This is a genomic window from Arthrobacter sp. B055-34, assembly GCF_059090425.1.
The window spans coordinates 15,113-34,577 of the sequence record NZ_JBNHFQ010000009.1 but is presented as its reverse complement, the minus strand read 5'-3'; the positions used below and the strand labels follow the sequence as shown (position 1 = coordinate 34,577).

Genomic DNA, 19,465 nt, shown 5'->3' with positions numbered 1-19,465 from the left:
CCCGCCGTCGTTATTTAGACTTTTCTATGCAGCGGAGGCTACTTGTTGACGGCCACGGCCTGCAGCACTTCGGGGGCACGGCGGTCGTACCACTTCCCGCCGGCCCGCAGTCCGATAAAGAGCAGCACAGCGCCCAGCACCAGGCCGACAGCCAGCGCGGCCCAGCTCCAGATCGCGTCGCCGGTGAGCATGGCGGCCAGCAGCAGACCGGCCTCCGGGAGCACCAGCAGCAGCTGGACCGCCATGCCGCCCATCTGCACAATCATCATCCGGGCGGTCGAGCCGGGCGGAGTCTTGAAGGGGCTCTCCCCCGGCAGCGGCACGTTGTAGGTGTAGCGGGCCGACACCACGCTGGAGAGCCCGAAGCCGGTCAGCAGGGTGCCCAGCGACAGGCCCAGCACGCCGGGCAACAGTTCCCAGCTGTCCAGCCATATGAAGGGTACGACGGCGAAAACCAGCGTCACTGGCAGCGCAAACACCGCGCAGGCCAGCACGCGCCCGGCCCGGTCCGCGAGGCCGCTGACGCCGGTGGTCAGGTGCAGGGCAAAGGCGGTGTTGTCGTAGGAGATGTCGGCCGAGATGCCGAAGGCGAGCAGGAACGCCATGATCGGCCCGAGCCAGATCATGAAGCCGAAATCGCCGCCCTGCGAGAAGGCGAAGAACATTACCACCGGGATCAGCGGAACGGAAATCAGCGAAGCGCCATACCGCGGATCCTTGAACCAATAGGTCAGGGCCCGGGCCGCGACGGCGCCGGTGGGCGTGGCCGGAAAGCGGGAGAAGAAGCCCAGGCGGCCGGCGGCCCGGCGGGTTACCGAATTGTACGGCGGTGTCACCAGCGCACGGGCCAGGCTGATTTTCCACAGCCAGGCGATCAGGGCCAGGAACGCCGCACCGATGGCGAAACGGGCCGCCGCCACGCCCCAGTTCCCCAGTGCCAGGTCGCCGGGCACTGCCCAGATGCTCCCCAGCGGGGTCCACGCGAGGGTGTCGGCCAGCGAGGGGAGGAAATCGCGCGAGCTCTGCAGCCCCTCGGTGACGCCGATGATGATCGGGCCCAGGAGCATTAGCGGAATGATGCCGATAATGCCGCTGAGGTCTTTGAACCGGCGGGAACTTGCCAGCGTGGTCGACGCGGACGTAGTCAGCCGGGAAAGCACAATGCAGGTCAAAACAGCGACGGCGGCGCAGGGTATGGCGGCAACCATCGCCACGGGCTGGCGCCACCACATGGCCGCCTGGCCCAAGGCCGCCAGCAGGGTGACCAGGCCCGGAATACCGATGACGCCGCCGATGGCCAGGCCCAGCAGCAGCTGCCGCATGGGCACCGCGAAGGTGACAAAACGGGCCGGATCCAGCGTCATATCGACGCCGGTAGCCACCATGGGGATCAGCGCCCAGCCCAGGAACGCGGCCGCACCGCCGAGGATGACGGCCATCCGTCCTATCCCGGGTTCATGCGTGGCCAGCAGGACCAGCCCGGCGACGAGCAGCACCAGGACACCCAGCGCATAGAGGCCGCCGAGGATGACGCCGACCAGTTGCCAGGGGCTGCGCTTGAAGCCGTTGCGCAGCAGGGTCAGCTTGAGCCTTACGAGGTGCGCAACCACTCGAGCCCCTCCGCCTGGTTCCGGCCGCCGACCAACTGCACAAACCGGTCCTCCAAGCTGGCGCCGGCCCGGACCTCGTCCACGGTGCCGGCCGCCAGCACGTTGCCGTTGGCGATGACGGCAACGTGGTCGCACATGCGCTGGACCAGGTCCATCACGTGGCTCGAGACGATCACGGTGCCGCCGGAGTCCACGTAATCGTGCAGAATGTCCCGGATGTTGGCCGCCGAGACGGGGTCTACCGCCTCGAACGGCTCATCCAGCACCAGCAGCTTGGGCGCATGGATCAACGCCGAAGCCAGAGCGATTTTCTTGGTCATCCCCGCCGAGTAGTCCACCACCAGCGTGCCCGCGTCATTGGTCAGGTCCATCGCCCGCAGCAGGTCCGCCACCCGGCCGGCCACGGTCTCCCGGTCCATCCCGCGCAGCAGTCCCGCGTAGGTGACCAGCTGCTCGCCGGTCAACCGGTCAAAAAGCCGCACGCCGTCGGGCAGCACTCCCATCAGCCGCTTGGCTTCCAGCGGCTGGGCCCACACGTCGACACCGTGCACCCAGACCTGGCCGTAGTCCGGACGCAACAGCCCCGTTGCCATCGACAAAGAGGTCGTCTTGCCAGCGCCATTGGGTCCCACCAGGCCGTAGAACGATCCCGCCGGCACATCCAGGTTCACGCCGTTGACGGCGATCTTCTCGCCGAAGCGCTTTGCCAGACCGCGAACACCCAGCGCCGGTGCGCGCGGCGGAACTGCGGCTGTCCCGGCCGACCCGGCCGGCTCGACCGGCTCGACGTAGTCAGATGGTGCAGGAGATGCCGTGCCGGATTCGGCGGGCGGCCAGGCGTCGGGGGATGTCATGAACCCACGGTAACAACGCCGGTTCCCTGTTCACATCATCCGCAAGGACTAAAAATTCTCCCTCACGGCAGCCCGCTCGTACTGCGGGGCCCAGGGCAGATCATGGCCGAGTTCGACGGCGGCGCGCTGCCACCAATGCGGGTCACGCAAGGCGGCGCGCGCGATCAGGACGGCGTCGGCCTCGCCGTCGGAAATAATGCGGTCGGCATGCCTGGCCGAGGAAATCAGCCCCACCGCGCCGACGGGCATCCCGGTCCGTTGCCGGAGTTCTGCGGCGAAGGGGACCTGGTAGCCGGGAGCCAGCGGAATGCGGACACCGGGCACCGCGCCGCCGCTGGAAACATCGACGAAATCCACTCCGTGCTCGCGCGCGGCATCCGCGATCCGCGAAACCGAATCCGGATCCAGCCCGCCCGGGGCCCAGTCCGAGGCCGAAACGCGCAGCAGCAGCGGCATGGCATCAGGGATCACCCCGCGGACTGCGTCGATGACCGCAAGCAGCAGCTTTGACCGCTTCGGCTCCGATCCTCCCCAGGCATCGTCCCGGTTATTGACCAGGGGGCTGAGGAACTGGTGCAGCAGGTAGCCGTGGGCACCGTGGATTTCGATCGTGTCGAACCCGGCCCAGACGGCACGCGCCGCGGCATCCCTGAAGTCCGTAATGACCTGCTGGATTCCGTTTTCATCCAGCGCCTCCGGTGCGTCCAGTCCGTCGAACGGTTCGCTGGTCGGGGCGAGAGTCTGCCAGCCGCCTTCCGAGCGCGGGACACTTCCATGCTCGACGGCGAATGGCCAGTAGGTGGAGGCCTTGCGGCCGGCATGGGCAAGCTGAATGCCGATCTTCGCACCTGCTGCCCCGTGCCGGTGGACAAAATCCGTGATCCGGCTCCAGGCATCTGCCTGCGCGTCGGTCCAGATGCCGGTGTCACGGCCGCTGATGCGTCCTGCGGCGCTTACCGCCGTGGCTTCGGTCAGGATCAGTGCTGCTCCCCCGACCGCGAACTGGCCCAGATGCATCAGATGCCAGTCGTTGGGCACCCCCGGCGCGTCCGCGCCGTCCACGGAGTACTGGCACATGGGTGCCACCCATCCGCGGTGCGCCAGCTCCAGGCCCCGCAGGGTAATGGGGCTGAGCAGTCCGGTTGTCGCGTCGGCAGCCACCGGGCCCGCCCCTAAAAGAGCGCCCGGGCCAAGGCCTGGCGGGCTTTGGAAACCCGCGGGTCCGTAGCTCCGACAACCTCGAACAGGTCCACCAGGCGCGCGCGTGCCGCTTCGCGGTTATCGCCTGCGTTCCTGGCGACAAACTTCACCAGCCGCGCGAATGCATCTTCGATATGGCCGCCGGATACGTCCAGGTCCGCCACCGCCAGCTGTGCTGCAAGATCATCCGGGTTCTCCGCAGCGGCGGTGCGGATAGCTGCGCCATCGGCACCCTCCAGGCGCTGCATCAGTTCAACCTGCGCCAGCCCGGTCTTGGCTTCATTGTCGGCGGGCTGCTCGGCCAGTGCCTTGCGGTAGGCGGCGGCAGCGGCGGCATAGTCGCCGGCTTCGATCGCATCGAACGCCTCCTGATGCAGAGGCGGCAGCGGCGGTTCGGCCGGGGCTTCCTCCTGGCCATCGGCAGAACCGGCGCGCCCGGTCACTCCGTTGGCTTCAGCCACCTTGAGCAGTTCCTCGACGAACGAACGCAGCTCCTCTTCGCTGGCGAGGCCCTGGAACAGTGGAATGGGCTGGCCCTTCAGCAAGGCCACGGCCGCTGGCACGCTCTGCAGCTGGAACGCCTGCCCGATGCCGGGGCTGGCCTCCACGTCAACCCGCGCCAGGATGAACCGGCCGGCGTATTCGTCCGCCACCGTCCTGAACACGGCGGACAACTGCTGGGCGAGATCGCTGTATCCGGCCGTGAGTTCCACGATCACCGGCACCTGCGCGGAAAGCTGCACCAGGGAAGAGAAGCTCTCCTGATTGACGTCCACGATGTAGGGCACGCGGGCGCCGTTGCCGTCCTGACCGGCAGGCGCCGCCGTACCGGGCGCGTTGCCCGCCGGCTGCTGCGGCCGCTTGAGCGCGGACAGATCCACGGCTCCGCGGAGATTAAGGGATGACGGCGCAGGGCCCTGCCCTGAAGCTGGAATGCTCATGACATCACACTAATACGTATCCTCGGGGCCTTCCGAATTCGGCGGGCCGGTGTTCGGTCTTACTTCAAGCGGACATCCACCAAGTCCTGGGCCACGCCGATAACGGTGATCGGCTCCTTCGATCCTGCCGGCGGAACATAGATGGCTACGGACTCACCGTAAGTTACGTCCACGCCCTCCGTGGTGGACTTCTCCCCTGCCAGCGCCGCGAACTCTTCAGAGAGTCCGACGGTGGCTCCCGGTTCCGAAGGAACGCTGCTCATGACGTTGCGCATATAGCCGTAAACCATGGCACCGCCGTCGGCCGTCTTCAGCGCCCGCACGGACTTTCCGTCGACGCTGCGGCTGAAGGAGATCTCCGCATTGTCATTGGATGCGACCTGGTCCTTCTGGAAGGACGTGATCTGTTCGGCGAACGTATTCTCCGCGACGGCTTCCTTGTTCTTGCCGTCCGTCAGGTAGCCGGCCAGCAGGTTCAGGGCCTCCTGCGGCGCGTGCAGCAGTCCGTCCTTGCTGTCGGCCGGCACGGACGGGGATCCGCCCTTTTCGGTGGAGACCTGGGGGAAGGTTGTACCGGGCAGCATTTGCACGGCGTGGACCATCTTGTAGTTCTCCCGCGGCGTTGCCTGCGAGAGCACCACTACCTGCGGAACCGGATTATCGTCGCCCCGCGTCACCGCCACAACGGTCCGGGGCCATTCCGGGCCGCTGTCGACCATGGAGGTCAGAACCGGATCGGCGGCAACGGCCACGGGTGCCGCCACATCGCCGTTCTCTGCACGCACCTTGTAGTTGGCCTCGCGCAGTGCGAGGGCTGCGCCGCCGACCCGGGCGTTGAGTTCGCCGGCGTCGCGGGCAGCGTCACCCGCGGTGACAGCTCCGGCCACTGCATCCATAATGCGGTTCAACTGCCCGTCCAGCACGACGGGGTAGCCGGTCGCTGCTGCCTCGGGCGAAGCGGCAGGCTCGCCGGCGTGCGCCGGCAGGACCTGCGCGGTCAGCGCCGTTCCGGCAGCGAGCACGACGGCCAAGGCACCGGCGCCGGAACGACGTGTAACGGCACGCGATTCAGCCCTTCCGGCAGAGTCACGCGGACCGCCTCCTGCTGCCACACGGCGGCCGCCGACAACTGCGGTCTCGTCCAGGCTGCCGGTCGGCCGGTTACCCTGCCCACCGGCCGGGGCAGCTCCGCCGCCGCGGCGGGAAATGATGGCGATTGCCAGTCCGAGCACTGCCAGCAGCGCGCCGATAATGATCAGGGCAATGCTCCCAGGAGAAGAGGTGTCGTTCGGCCAGCTGACCGTAACGTTCGTGGGAGCCGGCTTGGTACCGTCCGCGGCCAGCAGGATCGACCACTCGCCCTCGGCCGGCGCGATCCACCGGTGCTCGGTGCTTTGCTCGGCGGTCTCCTCGCTGACCCACAGGTCCGATCCTGCGGGGTTGGGAACCTTGGCGTCCCCCTCTACCGCACTGCCCTGCAGTTGTCCGTCTTCGATGGCGGAAATGGACGTATGCGCTGCTTCGCCGACCCATGCGTCGACGTCGCCGGCACGGCCCACAGCCAGGAAGAACTCTCCCTCGCCTTCAACCGTGATGTCCACCCGTTCATCATCTACGCCCAGTACGCCGGGCTCGATCACCGTCACCGGTGCCGTCGATTCAGCCGGTGAATAGTTCGCGGAAACTGTCTCCGGAGGTGCCCAGACGGTTCGCAGGGCGATTCCGAGCACCACGGCGAGGAGGCCGGCTGCAATCAGGGCCACTGCAATTTTCAAACGCACAAAAATACCTATCAATCGTCGCTGCGGGGCATGACGCCCGCGTCAAACCGCGGCAGGACAAGGTCAGTCCGCGGGTAGAAATGTCATCGCTCGTCATCGGCCGATCTTTTATAACCCTATGGTAACGAAAAAGACTGTTAGAGTGCCTTCTTGGTGACAGCGGCCACCCGGGCACCGGCGTTCCGGCCCTGCCACCATGGTTGCTGCTGACAACCGCTGGTACTCTTCGACAAAGTCCATCCCGTCTACGTTCGCGGGCTGAGGGAAACAGGTTAATACGCGTGAGGGAGCATACAGGAAATCCGGCTGGTGCCGAGGGCAACGACAACTCCAGTGAACCGGAGGCCGCACTCCCGGTCCCGGTCACCACGCATGCCCGCCGGAAATCCGTCCTGACCGCCCTCGGCCGGATCGGCGCCTCCATTCCGCGCGCCCAGCCGCGTCTCCGGTTCGAAATGCCGCCGGAAGCCCAGACACCCGATGAGGCTGACGACGTCGAGCCACCGCCTCCCGCCGCTGTCTCCGGCTATACCGCTGCCCACCATCCCATCCATTTCGGTTTCATGGCGACCGTCGGTGTCGGCATGGCGCTGCTGTTGTATTTCATCCTCACCAACATCGGCGAACTGCTCGGTTGGATCACCGCCGCGCTCTTCATCGCGCTCGGCCTGGATCCGGTGGTGCGGTGGCTGGAGCTCAAGGGCTTGCCACGGCCTGCCGGAGTTGTCGCCGTCGTCCTCGCGTTGGCCGGGCTCCTGGCGGCGTTCTTCTCAACGCTCATTCCGACAATCGTCAACCAGACAACGCAGATCGTGGCCAATGCGCCGAGATACGTAGACGAATTCCTGGAGTCGCCGGTATTCCAATCCATCGACGAACGGTTCCAGGTCCGCAACCGCGTGGATGAGGAAGTGGCCAGGTTCTTTGCCAACTCCGACGCCGTCACCGGCATCTTCGGGGGCGTGCTCGGCGTCGGCAGCAGGGTCTTCCAAGGTGCCTTCGGGGCACTGATCGTGCTGGTTCTGACCCTGTATTTCCTCGCCTCGTTGCCGGCGATGAAGGTCTGGGCTTACCGGCTGGCGCCGAGATCGCGGCGGCAACGTGTCCAGTTCCTCGCCGAGGAAATCACCGGCAGCGTCGGCAGTTATGTGATCGGGCAGGCCTGTGTCGCCCTCGTCAACGCGCTGGTGGCCTTCATCGCCATGTCCATCGCCGGCGTTCCGTTCAGCGTGTTGCTGGCATTCCTGGTAGCACTGCTGGCCTTTATCCCGCTGGTGGGCGGCATGATCGCTGGAATCATGGTCTCGCTCGTGGCGCTCACCGTGGACTGGCAGACGGCAGTGCTCTTTGCCATCATCTACTTCGCCTACCTGCAGTTCGAGGCGTACTTCGTCTCGCCCCGGATCATGCAGCGCGCGGTCGCCGTGCCGGGTGCCGTAGCGGTCATCGCCGTCATTGCCGGCGGCCTGTTGATGGGCGTCCTCGGTGCCCTCATGGCGATTCCTGCAGCGGCAGCCGTAATGCTGCTGCTCAAGGAGGTCATCATTAGCAGGCAAGACCAGCGCTAGCCTGCCGCGGGAATTCCTCGGCTAGCGGTAACGGAAACTTCGGGTCTTCCAGCAATGCGGGTGCCAGTGCCGCCGTTCGGCCAGGGCCGTTTCCGCACCGAAGAGCGAGTCCTGCCGCCATGCCACCAGGTGTTCCACGCCGGGACGGATCATCTGCCCGCATCCCGGGCAGGTGTAGTCCTTGGCAGCGCTGCCCGGCGTTATCCGCCGCACGTTCCACTCCCCGTCCGGCGCGCTCTGCCGTTCCGGGATACCCGCCCGGGCCCCGTCCAGGTCAAGCTCGGCGCCCTGCGCCCATTTACGTGACGCCGTCCCAGTGCGGCGGCGGGGACGGTTTGAACGGGGCATGGGTCAATTCTGCCCCACCACGCAGGAGCCCGCACAAACTAACGTAAAGTGGCCTACTGTGCGTTTAGTTATTGCCCGCTGCTCAGTTGATTACATCGGCCGTCTCCGCGCCCATCTGCCGCTGGCCACACGCCTGCTGATGGTCAAGGCGGATGGCTCCGTTCTCATCCATTCCGACGGCGGCTCCTACAAGCCGCTGAACTGGATGAGCCCGCCCGCCAGACTCCGTGTCGAGGCTCCGGACGAAACCGATGCTGCCGACGGAGTAGCCGAAGTCTGGCACGTCCAGCATGCCAAGAGCGACGACAAGCTGGTCATCCAGATCCACGAGCAGCTCCACGAGTTCAGCCACGAACTCGGCGTCGACCCGGGCCTGGTCAAGGACGGTGTCGAAGCAGACCTGCAGCGTTTGCTGGCCGAGCAGATCCACACCCTCGGCGAGGGCTACAGCCTGATCCGCCGGGAGTACATGACCGCCATCGGTCCGGTCGATATTCTGGCCCGCGATGCCACCGGCGCGACCGTGGCCGTGGAGCTCAAACGCCGCGGCGATATCGACGGCGTGGAGCAGCTGACCCGCTATCTTGAACTACTGAACCGCGACCCCCTGCTGGCCCCGGTGAAGGGGGTCTTCGCGGCCCAGCAAATCAAGCCCCAGGCACGGGTGCTGGCATCGGACCGCGGCATAGACTGCCTGACCTTGGACTACGACGCCATGCGCGGCGTTGACGACAGCGAAGCACGCTTGTTCTGACCCTGTCCGGGCCGCCTTTGAAAGCGGGCGCGGCACTCCCGCAACCGCGGGAGAACATTTGCTTAACAAACGATTGAATGCGCCCACAGGCCGTTGACCTGCCATTTTACGTGTGTGATGCTTAACGCAGTCTTTGTGTATGTGTGTTTTTCATGCTCGCAGGACATGTTGCGAGTGTGAAGCTCCTCACGGTTTCGGCGCCCAGCCGGACATGAGGTCTTCCACGGAGTGACCCCGGTCCGGTACGAGGTGTGCCGGGCTAAAAAGTTCCACTATGAGGAGAAATAAATGGCACAGGGGACCGTCAAGTGGTTCAACGCTGAAAAGGGCTTCGGCTTCATCACCCCGGATGATTCCGACGGCGATGTTTTCGTCCACTACTCTGAAATCCAGACGGGTGGTTTCAAGACCCTGGACGAAAACCAGCGTGTGACCTTCGAGATCGGGCAGGGCGCCAAGGGGCCGCAGGCCACCGGCGTAACCGTCATCTGATTTCGAATACCACCTCGCGGCACCGCTGCGACGGACTTGCCCAGAGGTCCCCGGAGGAATCCGGGGACCTCTGACGTTAACGCAATCGGCCGGCCAGCGCGCCGGGCTCCGGCTCGCTCCCCTGCCGTGCCACGGCAGCACCCAAGGTGCGCAGCTTCTCGTCGAAACGCTCATAGCCGCGGTCTATATGGTCCACGCCCCGGACCTCGGTCACGCCGTCAGCGACCAGACCGGCAATCACCAGGGCGGCCCCGGCACGGATGTCGTTTGCCACCACGGGCGCCCCGGATAGCTGCGGCACCCCCCTGATCAAGGCATGGTGCCCGTCCAACCGGACCACGGCGCCGAGCCGGGCCAGTTCAGAGGTAAAACCCCACCGCGCCTCAAAAACGTTTTCCGTCACCATGCCGTTGCCATCCGCCACCGCGTTCAGGGCAACAACGAATGGCTGGAGGTCCGTCGGGAAACCGGGATACGGCAGCGTGGAGACGTTGATGGGGGCCGGACGGCCATTGCCCTCGACGATGAATCCGTCCGCGCGGGTAGTGATTGTGCAGCCGGCCTGGGCAAGCTTGTCCAGCACCACGGAGAGATGTTCCGGAACCGCGTTGCAGACGTCGACGCTCCCGCCGCTCATGGCAGCGGCGAACGCCCACGTGCCCGCAACGATTCGGTCCGGAACAGTCCGGTGCGTGACGGGGCGCAAGCGTTCGACGCCGGTAATCACCAACGTCGGCGAGCCGATCCCTTCGATCTCCGCGCCCATGGCCACCAGCAACTCGGCGATATCGCAGATCTCCGGTTCCCGTGCCGCGTTGTCAATGGTCGTGACGCCGTGTGCCAGGGTCGCAGCCATCATCAGATTCTCGGTTGCCCCTACCGAAGGAAACGGGAGCCTGTGGTGGGCGCCGTGCAGGCCGTCAGGCGCACGCGCGACAAGATAGCCGTGGTCGATGACTATCTCCGCCCCCATCAGCTCCAGGCCGCTGCGGTGCATGTCCAAGCCGCGGGAGCCAATGGCATCTCCACCGGGCAGTGCTACTTCTGCCTGGTGGCAGCGGGCTACCAGCGGTCCCAACACCGATATCGACGCCCGCATCGCCCGGACCAGGTCATAGTCAGCCTGATGGGCCGGCTCAGCAGGAACGTCAATGTGCACGCAGGAGGCATGGACGTCGTAATCAACTGTGCAGCCAAGCCTTCGCAGCAACTCCGCCATGATCCACACGTCCTGGATATTCGGCACGTTGGTGATCGTGGATTTTCCCTCGGCCAGCAGCACGGCGGCCATCAGTTTCAAGACACTGTTCTTCGCCCCAGCCACTTCAACCCGCCCCGACAGGGTGCTGGGTCCGTTGACGACGATCACATCTTCCATAGTCCCCATCCTAATGAGCGGTCCGTAAAGAACAGCGGCGCGGCTCCGGTGAGGAGCCGCGCCGCGAAAGCATTTTCAACGCCAGGTACCGATACCTATCACCGGACCGGCCTCCAACCAGGAAGACAGACCCGCGTAAACATCGAAGCTCATGGCGAGCAGTAATTCCTGCTGGTCATGGCGAAGCATTACCACAATGGCCCCGGGCTGAATCTTCGCCCGCTCGGCCTCCGTAGGTTGGCGCCACCCCTGCAGCTCCAAGGCGCTGCGCCGGAATCTGTAGCGCGGTCTGGGACTCAGGGAAAAGAGCCGCAGCCACTCCAGGTGTTTGTCCGCATAACGACAAACCCCCATCTGCCAGCTGCCAGGCAGCATGCAGATGGAGGCGTCAAAAGTGCCAAGGGCGCGCCGCAGTTGATAGCGGCGCACCCCGAAGGCAAGCAGCGTCAGCAGCAGCAGCAGGAACAGTGCCGCCAGAAGAGCGAACGTGTAACCGACTTCTTCCACTGTCGCCGCTAGCTGTACCTAAGCCGTGGCCAGGTCATTGACCGTGGCGTTATCCGCCACGATGACCACGCGGTTGCTGTCAACGGAGAAGAATCCACCGTCCACAGTCACGTTGATCCGCTCGCCGTTGACCGGGTTAATCCCCAGTTCGCCGGGAGCCAGAATAGCCAGCACCGGCGAGTGGCCGGGCAGGATTCCGATCTCGCCTTCAGCCGTACGAGCCTTGACCAAAGTTGCCGCACCGGACCACACGAAATGGTCCGCCGCCACAATCTCTACTTCCAGTTCAGCCGCTTCGTTAGCCATTGGCTTACTTGCTCTGTTCCTGGATCTTTGCCCACTGGCGCTCTACGTCGTCCAGTCCACCAATGTTGAAGAACGCCTGCTCCGCAACGTGGTCCAGGTCGCCGTCGCAGATGGCCTTGAAGCCTTCAACGGTGTCCTTGATGGAAACGGTGGAGCCCTCCACGCCGGTGAACTGCTTGGCGGTGTAGGTGTTCTGCGACAGGAACTGCTGGATGCGGCGAGCACGCGCTACGACGATCTTGTCTTCTTCACCGAGTTCATCGATACCGAGGATGGCGATGATGTCCTGAAGTTCCTTGTTCTTCTGCAGGATCTGCTTGACGCGGACAGCGACGTCGTAATGCGCCTGGCCGATGTACTGCGGATCCAGGATTCGCGACGTGGAGGTCAGCGGATCCACAGCGGGGTACAGGCCACGGGAAGCGATTTCACGGGACAGTTCCGTGGTCGCATCCAGGTGCGCGAACGTGGTTGCCGGAGCCGGGTCGGTGTAGTCATCGGCCGGGACGTAGATCGCCTGCATCGAGGTGATCGAGTGGCCCTTGGTCGACGTAATACGTTCCTGCAGCAGGCCCATTTCGTCAGCAAGGTTCGGCTGGTAACCAACGGCGGAGGGCATACGGCCCAGCAGCGTGGAGACCTCGGAACCGGCCTGCGTGAAGCGGAAGATGTTGTCGATGAAGAGCAGAACGTCCTGGTTCTGCACATCGCGGAAGTATTCCGCCATGGTCAGCGCCGACAGCGCCACGCGAAGACGCGTTCCCGGCGGTTCGTCCATCTGGCCGAAGACAAGGGCAGTGTCCTTCAGAACACCGGCTTCTTCCATTTCGACCCAGAGGTCGTTACCTTCACGGGTACGCTCGCCGACACCGGCGAATACCGAGGTACCACCGAAGTTACGGGCAACACGGGTGATCATTTCCTGGATCAGCACGGTCTTGCCGACACCGGCACCGCCGAACAGGCCGATCTTTCCACCCTTGATGTACGGGGTGAGGAGGTCAATGACCTTGATGCCGGTCTCGAGGATCTCCGTGGAGCTTTCCAGATCGGCAAAGTTCGGAGCCTTGCGGTGGATCGGCCAGCGCTCGCTGATTTCCAGCTCGGAGGCTTCAACGTCGAGCGGTTGGCCCAATACGTTGAAGATGTGTCCCTTGACGCCATCACCAACAGGCACGGTAATGGGCGAACCCGTGTCCGTGACGGTGGTGCCGCGCACGAGACCGTCGGTGGCCTGCAGGGAGATAGCACGAACGAGGTTGTCGCCAAGGTGCTGCGAGGTCTCGAAGGTGATGGTGTGGGTGTCGCCGTTGAGCGTGATCTCAGCGGTCAGTGCGTTGTAAATGCCGGGAATGGCATCAGCCGGGAACTCGACGTCGACAACCGGGCCGATCACACGGGCAATACGGCCAGTGGCGCCCGAGCCGACGGAACCGGTTCCGTGCTCGATAGTTTGGGCAGTCATCTCTCTCACTTCATTCAGTTAGATGGCGTGGGTTAAAGTTTACTTTGGCCTGAGGCGCCTTCGACGCCGAAGGTCAGGACGCGCTTAGCGCGTCCGCACCGCCGACAATCTCGGTCAGCTCCTGTGTGATTTCGGCCTGACGTGCGTTGTTCCGGAGCCTTGTGTACTTCTTGATGAGGTCCGAAGCGTTGTCGCCGGCAGACTTCATGGCCCGCTGGCGGGCGGCAAGTTCACTGGCGGCGGACTGCAGCATGGCTGCGAAGATACGCGACTCAATGTAGCGCGGCAGCAACGCGTCCAGTACCTGCTCAGGTTCCGGCTCGTACTCGTACAACGGCAGCAGATCCGATTCCGAGGCAGCCTCCTCCTCCACGACTTCCAGGGGCAGCAGACGAATAACCGTCGGCTCCTGGGTCACCATGGACTTGAAACGCGTGTAGACGACGTGAATCTCGTCGACACCGCCTTCTTCATAAGCAGTGTTGAAGTCTGCGAGTACGGCGTCGCCGATCTCGCGGGCAACCTCAAAGGCCGGCGCATCTGTGCCGCCGGTCCAGACCTGCTCGTAAGGAAGACTGCGGAAATCAAAGTAAGCCTGCGCCTTGCGGCCAACAACGTAGTGGCGCACTTCCTTGCCGTCTGCCCGCAGCAGTTCGGTCAGCGACTGTGCCTGCTTCAGAATCGAAGCAGAGTACGCTCCTGCCAGACCGCGGTCGGAAGTCATTACCACGACGGCCGCGCGCCGGATCTGCTCCGGCTCGGTGGTCAGCGGGTGTTCGATCTCCGACTGTGACGACACAGCAGAAACGGCACGGGTGATCGCATTGGCGTAGGGCAGTGACGCAGCCACACGGGTGCGGGCCTTTCCAATGCGCGAGGCAGCGATCAGCTCCATCGCCTTGAAGATCTTCTGCATCGACGTGGTCGAAGCGATCTTCTGGCGGTAGACCCGAATCTGGGCTCCCATACTTTTCCTTTCCTAATCCTCGCTGATTGAGCGAAGTCGATTCCTATGCATGACGGCGTCAGGATTTCGACCCCGCTCAATCAACGAAAATGAATTAGCGCTTCTGCCGGACGATCTTTTCCTGATCCACGGCTTCCTCGGCCAGAGCGTCATACTCTTCGTGGCCTGCACCGACAAGCTGGTTGTCGCCTTCCCCGAAGAAGCCCTTCTTGAATTCCGTGATCTGCTGATTAAGTTCCTGGACCGTAGAGTCCTCAAGCAGGTTGGTCTGCGCGATCGTGGTCAGGACCGACGAACGGTGGCGCAGATGCTGAAGGAACTCGGTTTCGAAACGGTTGATGTCCTCAATCGGAACCTCATCCAGGTGGCCGTTGGTACCGGCCCAGATGGAGACAACCTGGTCTTCAACCGGGAACGGCGAGTACTGTCCCTGCTTTAGCAGTTCGGTCAGTCGCGCGCCACGGTTCAACTGCTGCTTGGTAGCAGCATCGAGGTCAGACGCGAACATTGCGAACGCCTGCATGTCGCGGTACTGCGCCAGTTCCAGCTTCAACGTACCGGAGACCTTCTTCATGGCCTTGACCTGTGCCGAACCACCAACGCGGGAAACGGAGATACCCACGTCGACAGCAGGACGCTGGTTGGCGTTGAAGAGATCCGACTGCAGGAAGATTTGTCCGTCAGTGATCGAGATGACGTTGGTCGGGATGTACGCCGAGACGTCATTGGCCTTGGTTTCGATGAGCGGCAGACCGGTCATCGAGCCCGCACCCAGTTCGTCGGAGAGCTTCGCACAACGCTCCAGCAGACGGGAGTGCAAGTAGAAGACGTCACCCGGATAGGCTTCACGTCCCGGCGGACGACGCAGCAGCAGCGACACGGCGCGGTAGGCTTCTGCCTGCTTGGAGAGGTCATCAAACACGATCAGGACGTGCTTGCCGCCATACATCCAGTGCTGGCCGATTGCCGAACCGGCGTAGGGCGCCAGGTACTTGAAGCCGGCCGGGTCGGAAGCCGGAGACGCCACGATGGTGGTGTACTCCATCGCGCCCTTCTCCTCCAGCGACTTGCGGACTGCAGCGATGGTGGAGGCCTTCTGGCCGATCGCGACGTAGACGCAGCGGACCTGCTTGTTAACGTCGCCGGACTCCCAGTTGGCTTTCTGGTTGATGATCGTGTCGATCGCGATCGCCGACTTACCGGTCTGACGGTCGCCGATGATCAGCTGCCGCTGTCCGCGGCCGATCGGGATCATGGAATCGATGGCCTTCATGCCGGTCTGCATGGGCTCGTGAACCGACTTGCGCTGGGTCACGCCCGGTGCCTGCAGCTCCAAAGCGCGGCGGCCTTCAGATTCGATGGGGCCCATGTCATCCAAGGGCTCGCCCAGCGGATCGACAACGCGGCCGAGGAAGTTATCTCCCACGGGAACGGACAGAACCTCACCGGTACGGTGAACTTCCATGCCTTCGACGATGCCGGTGAAGTCACCGAGGATGACGACACCGATTTCGCGGGTGTCGAGGTTCTGGGCCAGGCCCAGAATGCCGTTCTCGAAACGCAACAGTTCGTTGGCCATTACCGAGGGAAGACCCTCAACACGGGCAATGCCATCACTGGCGGTCGTTACGCGGCCAACTTCAACGCGCTCGGCGCTGCCCGGTTCGTAGGACGCCGCGAACTCGTTCAACGCATTACGGACGTCGTCGGCGTTGATGGTCAATTCGGCCATCTGCAGTCCCTGCTCTCCTATGTTGTGATCATCGCCGTGGCGACGACCTGTGTGTATATCAGTCTGTATTGAGGCTTCCGGCTCCAGCTCCTCATTCCCCGAAGGGACGAGTGCTAAGCCGCGAGCTTCCGACGAAGTTCGGACAGGCGGGTGACAACCGAGGAATCAACCACTTCGTCGCCTACCTGCACGCGGACTCCGCCAACTAGTGATGGGTCAACGTTGACATTGATCTTCAGCTCGCGGCCGTACAACCCGTTGAGCCCGGCCTGCAGACGTGAGATCTGCTCCTGGGTCAGCGGACGGGAAACGCTGACGTTGGCGATCCAACGCTGCTGGCGCCGGGCAACCAGTTCCACAAAGCGGCGGACCAGAGCGGTCGGTTTGAGCCCGCGCGGGGCAGTAACTGCCTGGCGGATCAAGACCTGCGCCTCGGGTCCGGCGTTCGGAACCAGTTTCAGAGCCAGAGCCGATTTAGCCTCGGCCGATGCCTGCGGTTCAACCAGCGCGCGCTGCAGATCGTGATCTGCCTCGACGAGCCGGATGAAATGGAACAGGTCGTTCTCCAGACCTTCGAGTCCGTCAACTCCAGCGCCCTTGCTCTCCGCAACAGCGATAGCAGTGGTAGCCGCAAGGGTTTCCAGAGCATCACCAATGTCACGTGCAGAGCCCCAGCGGGATGCGGCGAGGCCTTCAGCTATGGCCCGGGCATCAGCCGAGACATTGCCGCCGACCAGCTGGGAAACCAGCCGTGCCTTGTCCTCGCCGCTGCGAGCCGGGTCCGTAAGGCTCCGGCGCAGTCCGGCATTGCTGTCCAGCAGACCCAGAATTGCAAAGAGTTCCTCTGCCAGGGACAGCGGAGCGGTGGGAAGCTTTGCTTCCAGCTCCTGCTGTGCCGCTTTCAGTGACTCGCTCGATACACCAGCCATTAGTTCGAAGCACCTGCATTCTGGGATGCCGGAGCCGAAGCTTCAAGATCGGCCAGGAAGCGGTCAACAACACGTGCGGAACGCGCGTCATCGTTGAGAGATTCCCCGACAATCTTGCCGGCCAGTTCGGTGGCCAGCACGCCGACTTCGCTGCGTAGCGAAGTAACGGCTGCCTGACGCTCGGCTGCAATCTGCACCTGCGCCTGCTCGCTGATGCGATTAGCTTCAGCAGCGGCCTTGTCCTTCAGCTCTGCGAGGATCTGGGCACCTTCGGCACGCGCGTCCTCACGGATGCGGTTGGCTTCAGTGCGTGCGTCCAGCAGCTGCTGCTTGTACTCATCCAAAGCGGCGCTGGCCTCGGCCTGGGCGGCCTCAGCCTTGGCAATGCCGCCTTCAATAGCTTCGGCGCGCTCTGCATACGTCTTCTCGAACGCCGGAACGACGAACTTCGTGACGATGTACATAAGTACGGCGAAGCCAAGCAGTGTTACCGCGATTTCCCAGATATTAGGGACTAGAGGGTTGACGCCCTCTTCGGCGGCGAGGATAACTGCCTGTTTCATATCTCACCCGTCCTATCTACTCGGTTTGAAAAGTAAGCGTTGCCTACTAGAGAACGAACGCGAAAACCAGACCGAGGATGGCCAGAGCTTCAGTCAGCGCCAGGCCCAAGAAGGCGATCGGCTGCAGCACACGCTGTGCCTCCGGCTGACGTGCCACACCGTTGATGTAAGCGGCGAAAACGAGGCCCACACCGATGGCACCGCCGATTGCGGAGAGACCGTAACCTACGAGGTTGATATTGCCTTCCATTATTTTCCTTTCAAGATGCCCAGTGGGCAGGTTGTTTGGTTCAGGTGCTTCCCCAGCGGGGAAATTTAGTGTTCCTCGGCCAGGGAGCCTTGGATGTAGATCGCGGTCAGCAGGACGAAGACATACGCCTGGAGGACCTGGATCAGGATTTCGAACATGTACATGCCGACACCGCCGGCAATCGTGAGAATGCCAAGTGGCTTGAACCAGAAGTCGGCATCCATGATCAGGAATTCGGAGCCCGCGGCCGCCAGCATGATGATCAGGTGTCCGGCCAGCATGGTGGCGAAAAGACGGAGGCTGTGGGTGACGGGCCGAACCAGGAAGGTGGAGATGATCTCAATGATGACGATCAGCGGCAGAATTGCCTTCGGGACGCCTGCCGGCACGACAGCAAGTTTGAAGTAGCCGATGCCATGCTTCTTCAGACCCAGGACGATCCAGGTGATGTAAACGATCCCGGCCAAGGCGTAGGCCGTGCCGACATGCGACGGCGTCGGGATCTGAAGCAGCGGAATCGACCCGAAAAGGTTGTTTACCAGGATAAAGAAGAATAGGGAGAACAGCAGTGGAACATACGGCCGGTAGTCCCGCTCACCGATGATGTCCTTACCTACGGAGTTGCGGACGAAGTTGTAGCTCATTTCGCCCAGGTGCTGAAGCTTGCCTGGCACCAGCTGACCGCGGCGTGACGCGGCCAGGAAGAACCAGGCAATCAGTGCAACAGAGAGCAGGACCAGCAGCATCTGCTTGCCGAAACCTGTTCCGTACTCGGCAGCCCAAGGGAGAATCTCCGGAAGGTGCATATCTTCGAGGGTCGGTGGAACGAAGCCACCTTCATTAGCGGCCGCCGGAAGCGCAAGCGCGATCAACGCGTTTCCTCTCTGCAGTGTCCATCATTGGGCGTTTCAGGGTGGATTGCCGTCTCGGCACGCCACCATATGAAGTTTTCTGACATTTAGATGTTGTTCCCTTGACCGTCCCCATGGCGGCGCTTAGCGCTGCGGGTGAGGTTGTGTTTTCGGGCCAGATAATATCCACCGCCAGCGCCTAGAACGGCACCAACGATGAACAGCCACCGGGTATTCAACAGATAGTCCAGCCCCCAGCCTATCAAACCCCAGGCTATGATCCCGCCAACTACATAGGTCAAGACCGTGTTGCCGCCCTGGTAGCCAGAGTTACTGCCACCGGGATCTGAATTGTGGGAATTCTGGGCAGGCATTAGCGAGCTCCCTTCCCGGCTGCAGTGCTTTCGCCGTCTTCCGGATCATCGTAGATCTGGTATCGAACGCGGGAGAATGCGAAAACTTCTGCAATCTGCCACACCACAACGCTGACGACGGCAGCAATGAAGAACCAGGTCGTTTCGAGCCAGTCCGGCGTGCCGACAATAAAGAGCGCAGCGCCGAAACCAACAACCTTGAGCACGTACGTGGCGATGAAGGCACCAATCGCGCCGGAGGGATTTCTCCGCCCGACGACATGGCCGATCAAAAGGCTGATGGCGAAGAAGAGTACTACCAGCGCCGAACCGAGCACGGCGCTAAGGGCACCCACACCGCCCGCCACAAGGAATGCCAGCACTACCACCAGAAGAGTGGCTGCAGCGGCACCGAGGGAGGAAGTCTTCAGGATCTTCAGCCATGGTGTAGCCGTGGGACCGGAGACAGGTACGGCACTGCCAGCGGCACTGTTGCCGTTGGAATGATGTGTGCTCATAGCTGTCCGATCGGGTGCACAGGCGGGGATGATGACCGGTAGACCGGCCGACAAGAATTCTACACGAGATAGAAGTCAGCCTGTGAATGCATGTCCTG

The 19,465-nt window shown here is 63.2% G+C and carries 21 protein-coding genes; 3 read left to right on the top strand and 18 right to left on the bottom strand.

Going from position 1 to position 19,465, the window contains the following annotated elements; all coding sequences use genetic code 11:
• Positions 1–38 precede the first annotated feature (38 nt).
• Genes AC5RWO_RS16525 through AC5RWO_RS16505 form a run of 5 tightly spaced genes read right to left on the bottom strand, consistent with a single transcriptional unit; the run spans position 39 to position 6,386 of the window.
• Entirely contained in the window at positions 39–1,610 is a 1,572-nt protein-coding gene (locus tag AC5RWO_RS16525; protein ID WP_498732622.1) for a transporter, read from the bottom strand.
• Positions 1,592–2,464 carry an ABC transporter ATP-binding protein gene (locus AC5RWO_RS16520; protein WP_498732621.1) on the bottom strand — a complete coding sequence of 291 codons (873 nt, stop codon included), beginning with the start codon at positions 2,462–2,464 and terminating at the stop codon, positions 1,592–1,594. Before AC5RWO_RS16520 ends, AC5RWO_RS16525 begins: the two co-directional genes overlap by 19 nt.
• A gap of 48 nt (positions 2,465–2,512) precedes the next feature.
• Entirely contained in the window at positions 2,513–3,625 is a 1,113-nt protein-coding gene (locus AC5RWO_RS16515; RefSeq protein WP_498732620.1) for an NADH:flavin oxidoreductase/NADH oxidase, read from the bottom strand.
• An 11-nt stretch (positions 3,626–3,636) separates the two neighbouring features.
• Positions 3,637–4,605, bottom strand: a complete 969-nt coding sequence (locus tag AC5RWO_RS16510) for a co-chaperone YbbN (RefSeq protein WP_498732619.1) — start codon at positions 4,603–4,605, stop codon at positions 3,637–3,639.
• A gap of 59 nt (positions 4,606–4,664) precedes the next feature.
• Positions 4,665–6,386 carry a DUF8094 domain-containing protein gene (locus AC5RWO_RS16505; protein WP_498732618.1) on the bottom strand — a complete coding sequence of 574 codons (1,722 nt, stop codon included), beginning with the start codon at positions 6,384–6,386 and terminating at the stop codon, positions 4,665–4,667.
• 281 nt (positions 6,387–6,667) lie between these two features.
• Here AC5RWO_RS16505 and AC5RWO_RS16500 point away from each other — a divergent pair, with 281 nt between their 5' ends.
• Positions 6,668–7,954: an AI-2E family transporter gene (locus tag AC5RWO_RS16500; protein WP_498732617.1), complete on the top strand. Its 1,287-nt coding sequence runs from the start codon at positions 6,668–6,670 to the stop codon at positions 7,952–7,954.
• A gap of 21 nt (positions 7,955–7,975) precedes the next feature.
• Here AC5RWO_RS16500 and AC5RWO_RS16495 read toward each other — a convergent pair whose 3' ends face one another.
• Positions 7,976–8,302: an Rv1322 family protein gene (locus AC5RWO_RS16495; protein WP_498732616.1), complete on the bottom strand. Its 327-nt coding sequence runs from the start codon at positions 8,300–8,302 to the stop codon at positions 7,976–7,978.
• Positions 8,303–8,360: 58 nt separating this feature from the next.
• Here AC5RWO_RS16495 and nucS point away from each other — a divergent pair, with 58 nt between their 5' ends.
• Entirely contained in the window at positions 8,361–9,056 is a 696-nt protein-coding gene (gene nucS, locus AC5RWO_RS16490) for an endonuclease NucS (protein ID WP_498732615.1), read from the top strand.
• A gap of 288 nt (positions 9,057–9,344) precedes the next feature.
• Positions 9,345–9,548 (top strand): cold-shock protein, encoded by a 204-nt coding sequence (locus AC5RWO_RS16485; protein WP_074701697.1) that lies wholly within the window; start codon positions 9,345–9,347, stop codon positions 9,546–9,548.
• Positions 9,549–9,624: 76 nt separating this feature from the next.
• Here AC5RWO_RS16485 and murA read toward each other — a convergent pair whose 3' ends face one another.
• The 12 genes from murA to AC5RWO_RS16425 all read right to left on the bottom strand — a co-directional run bounded on the left by murA (position 9,625) and on the right by AC5RWO_RS16425 (position 19,367).
• Positions 9,625–10,926 carry a UDP-N-acetylglucosamine 1-carboxyvinyltransferase gene (gene murA, locus AC5RWO_RS16480; RefSeq protein WP_498732614.1) on the bottom strand — a complete coding sequence of 434 codons (1,302 nt, stop codon included), beginning with the start codon at positions 10,924–10,926 and terminating at the stop codon, positions 9,625–9,627.
• 75 nt (positions 10,927–11,001) lie between these two features.
• Entirely contained in the window at positions 11,002–11,433 is a 432-nt protein-coding gene (locus tag AC5RWO_RS16475) for a DUF2550 domain-containing protein (protein WP_498732613.1), read from the bottom strand.
• An 18-nt stretch (positions 11,434–11,451) separates the two neighbouring features.
• A complete protein-coding gene (locus tag AC5RWO_RS16470) occupies positions 11,452–11,739 on the bottom strand; it encodes a F0F1 ATP synthase subunit epsilon (protein WP_074701693.1) in 288 nt (95 codons plus the stop codon).
• Positions 11,740–11,743: 4 nt separating this feature from the next.
• A complete protein-coding gene (gene atpD, locus AC5RWO_RS16465) occupies positions 11,744–13,204 on the bottom strand; it encodes a F0F1 ATP synthase subunit beta (RefSeq protein ID WP_498732612.1) in 1,461 nt (486 codons plus the stop codon).
• A 73-nt stretch (positions 13,205–13,277) separates the two neighbouring features.
• Positions 13,278–14,171, bottom strand: coding sequence for a F0F1 ATP synthase subunit gamma (locus tag AC5RWO_RS16460; RefSeq protein ID WP_498638381.1), 894 nt, complete (start codon positions 14,169–14,171; stop codon positions 13,278–13,280).
• 94 nt (positions 14,172–14,265) lie between these two features.
• Positions 14,266–15,903, bottom strand: coding sequence for a F0F1 ATP synthase subunit alpha (atpA, locus tag AC5RWO_RS16455; RefSeq protein ID WP_498638383.1), 1,638 nt, complete (start codon positions 15,901–15,903; stop codon positions 14,266–14,268).
• Between the two features lie 113 nt (positions 15,904–16,016).
• Positions 16,017–16,832 (bottom strand): F0F1 ATP synthase subunit delta, encoded by an 816-nt coding sequence (locus AC5RWO_RS16450; RefSeq protein WP_498732611.1) that lies wholly within the window; start codon positions 16,830–16,832, stop codon positions 16,017–16,019.
• A complete protein-coding gene (locus AC5RWO_RS16445; RefSeq protein WP_074701685.1) occupies positions 16,832–17,395 on the bottom strand; it encodes a F0F1 ATP synthase subunit B in 564 nt (187 codons plus the stop codon). Before AC5RWO_RS16445 ends, AC5RWO_RS16450 begins: the two co-directional genes overlap by 1 nt.
• A 46-nt stretch (positions 17,396–17,441) precedes the next feature.
• Positions 17,442–17,645 carry an ATP synthase F0 subunit C gene (gene atpE, locus AC5RWO_RS16440; protein WP_074701684.1) on the bottom strand — a complete coding sequence of 68 codons (204 nt, stop codon included), beginning with the start codon at positions 17,643–17,645 and terminating at the stop codon, positions 17,442–17,444.
• Positions 17,646–17,710: 65 nt separating this feature from the next.
• Positions 17,711–18,517, bottom strand: coding sequence for a F0F1 ATP synthase subunit A (gene atpB / locus AC5RWO_RS16435; protein WP_074701682.1), 807 nt, complete (start codon positions 18,515–18,517; stop codon positions 17,711–17,713).
• Between the two features lie 86 nt (positions 18,518–18,603).
• On the bottom strand, positions 18,604–18,870 hold the full coding sequence (locus AC5RWO_RS16430) for a hypothetical protein (RefSeq protein WP_498732610.1): 267 nt from the start codon (positions 18,868–18,870) through the stop codon (positions 18,604–18,606).
• Complete coding sequence (locus tag AC5RWO_RS16425) at positions 18,870–19,367, bottom strand: Cg1360 family ATP-synthase-associated protein (protein ID WP_498732609.1); 498 nt, start codon at positions 19,365–19,367, stop codon at positions 18,870–18,872. The genes AC5RWO_RS16430 and AC5RWO_RS16425 overlap by 1 nt, the downstream gene beginning before the upstream one ends.
• Positions 19,368–19,465 lie beyond the last annotated feature (98 nt).

What these genes read in the sequence shown, in the direction of transcription:
- AC5RWO_RS16520 (WP_498732621.1), bottom strand. Translation starts at nt 2,464, where the DNA reads ATGACATCCCCCGACGCCTGGCCGCCCGCCGAATCCGGCACGGCATCT.
- murA (WP_498732614.1), bottom strand. Translation starts at nt 10,926, where the DNA reads ATGGAAGATGTGATCGTCGTCAACGGACCCAGCACCCTGTCGGGGCGG.
- AC5RWO_RS16470 (WP_074701693.1), bottom strand. Translation starts at nt 11,739, where the DNA reads ATGGCTAACGAAGCGGCTGAACTGGAAGTAGAGATTGTGGCGGCGGAC.
- AC5RWO_RS16495 (WP_498732616.1), bottom strand. Translation starts at nt 8,302, where the DNA reads ATGCCCCGTTCAAACCGTCCCCGCCGCCGCACTGGGACGGCGTCACGT.
- atpD (WP_498732612.1), bottom strand. Translation starts at nt 13,204, where the DNA reads ATGACTGCCCAAACTATCGAGCACGGAACCGGTTCCGTCGGCTCGGGC.
- AC5RWO_RS16485 (WP_074701697.1), top strand. Translation starts at nt 9,345, where the DNA reads ATGGCACAGGGGACCGTCAAGTGGTTCAACGCTGAAAAGGGCTTCGGC.
- atpA (WP_498638383.1), bottom strand. Translation starts at nt 15,903, where the DNA reads ATGGCCGAATTGACCATCAACGCCGACGACGTCCGTAATGCGTTGAAC.
- AC5RWO_RS16450 (WP_498732611.1), bottom strand. Translation starts at nt 16,832, where the DNA reads ATGGCTGGTGTATCGAGCGAGTCACTGAAAGCGGCACAGCAGGAGCTG.
- AC5RWO_RS16430 (WP_498732610.1), bottom strand. Translation starts at nt 18,870, where the DNA reads ATGCCTGCCCAGAATTCCCACAATTCAGATCCCGGTGGCAGTAACTCT.
- AC5RWO_RS16460 (WP_498638381.1), bottom strand. Translation starts at nt 14,171, where the DNA reads ATGGGAGCCCAGATTCGGGTCTACCGCCAGAAGATCGCTTCGACCACG.
- AC5RWO_RS16445 (WP_074701685.1), bottom strand. Translation starts at nt 17,395, where the DNA reads ATGAAACAGGCAGTTATCCTCGCCGCCGAAGAGGGCGTCAACCCTCTA.
- AC5RWO_RS16425 (WP_498732609.1), bottom strand. Translation starts at nt 19,367, where the DNA reads ATGAGCACACATCATTCCAACGGCAACAGTGCCGCTGGCAGTGCCGTA.
- AC5RWO_RS16510 (WP_498732619.1), bottom strand. Translation starts at nt 4,605, where the DNA reads ATGAGCATTCCAGCTTCAGGGCAGGGCCCTGCGCCGTCATCCCTTAAT.
- atpE (WP_074701684.1), bottom strand. Translation starts at nt 17,645, where the DNA reads ATGGAAGGCAATATCAACCTCGTAGGTTACGGTCTCTCCGCAATCGGC.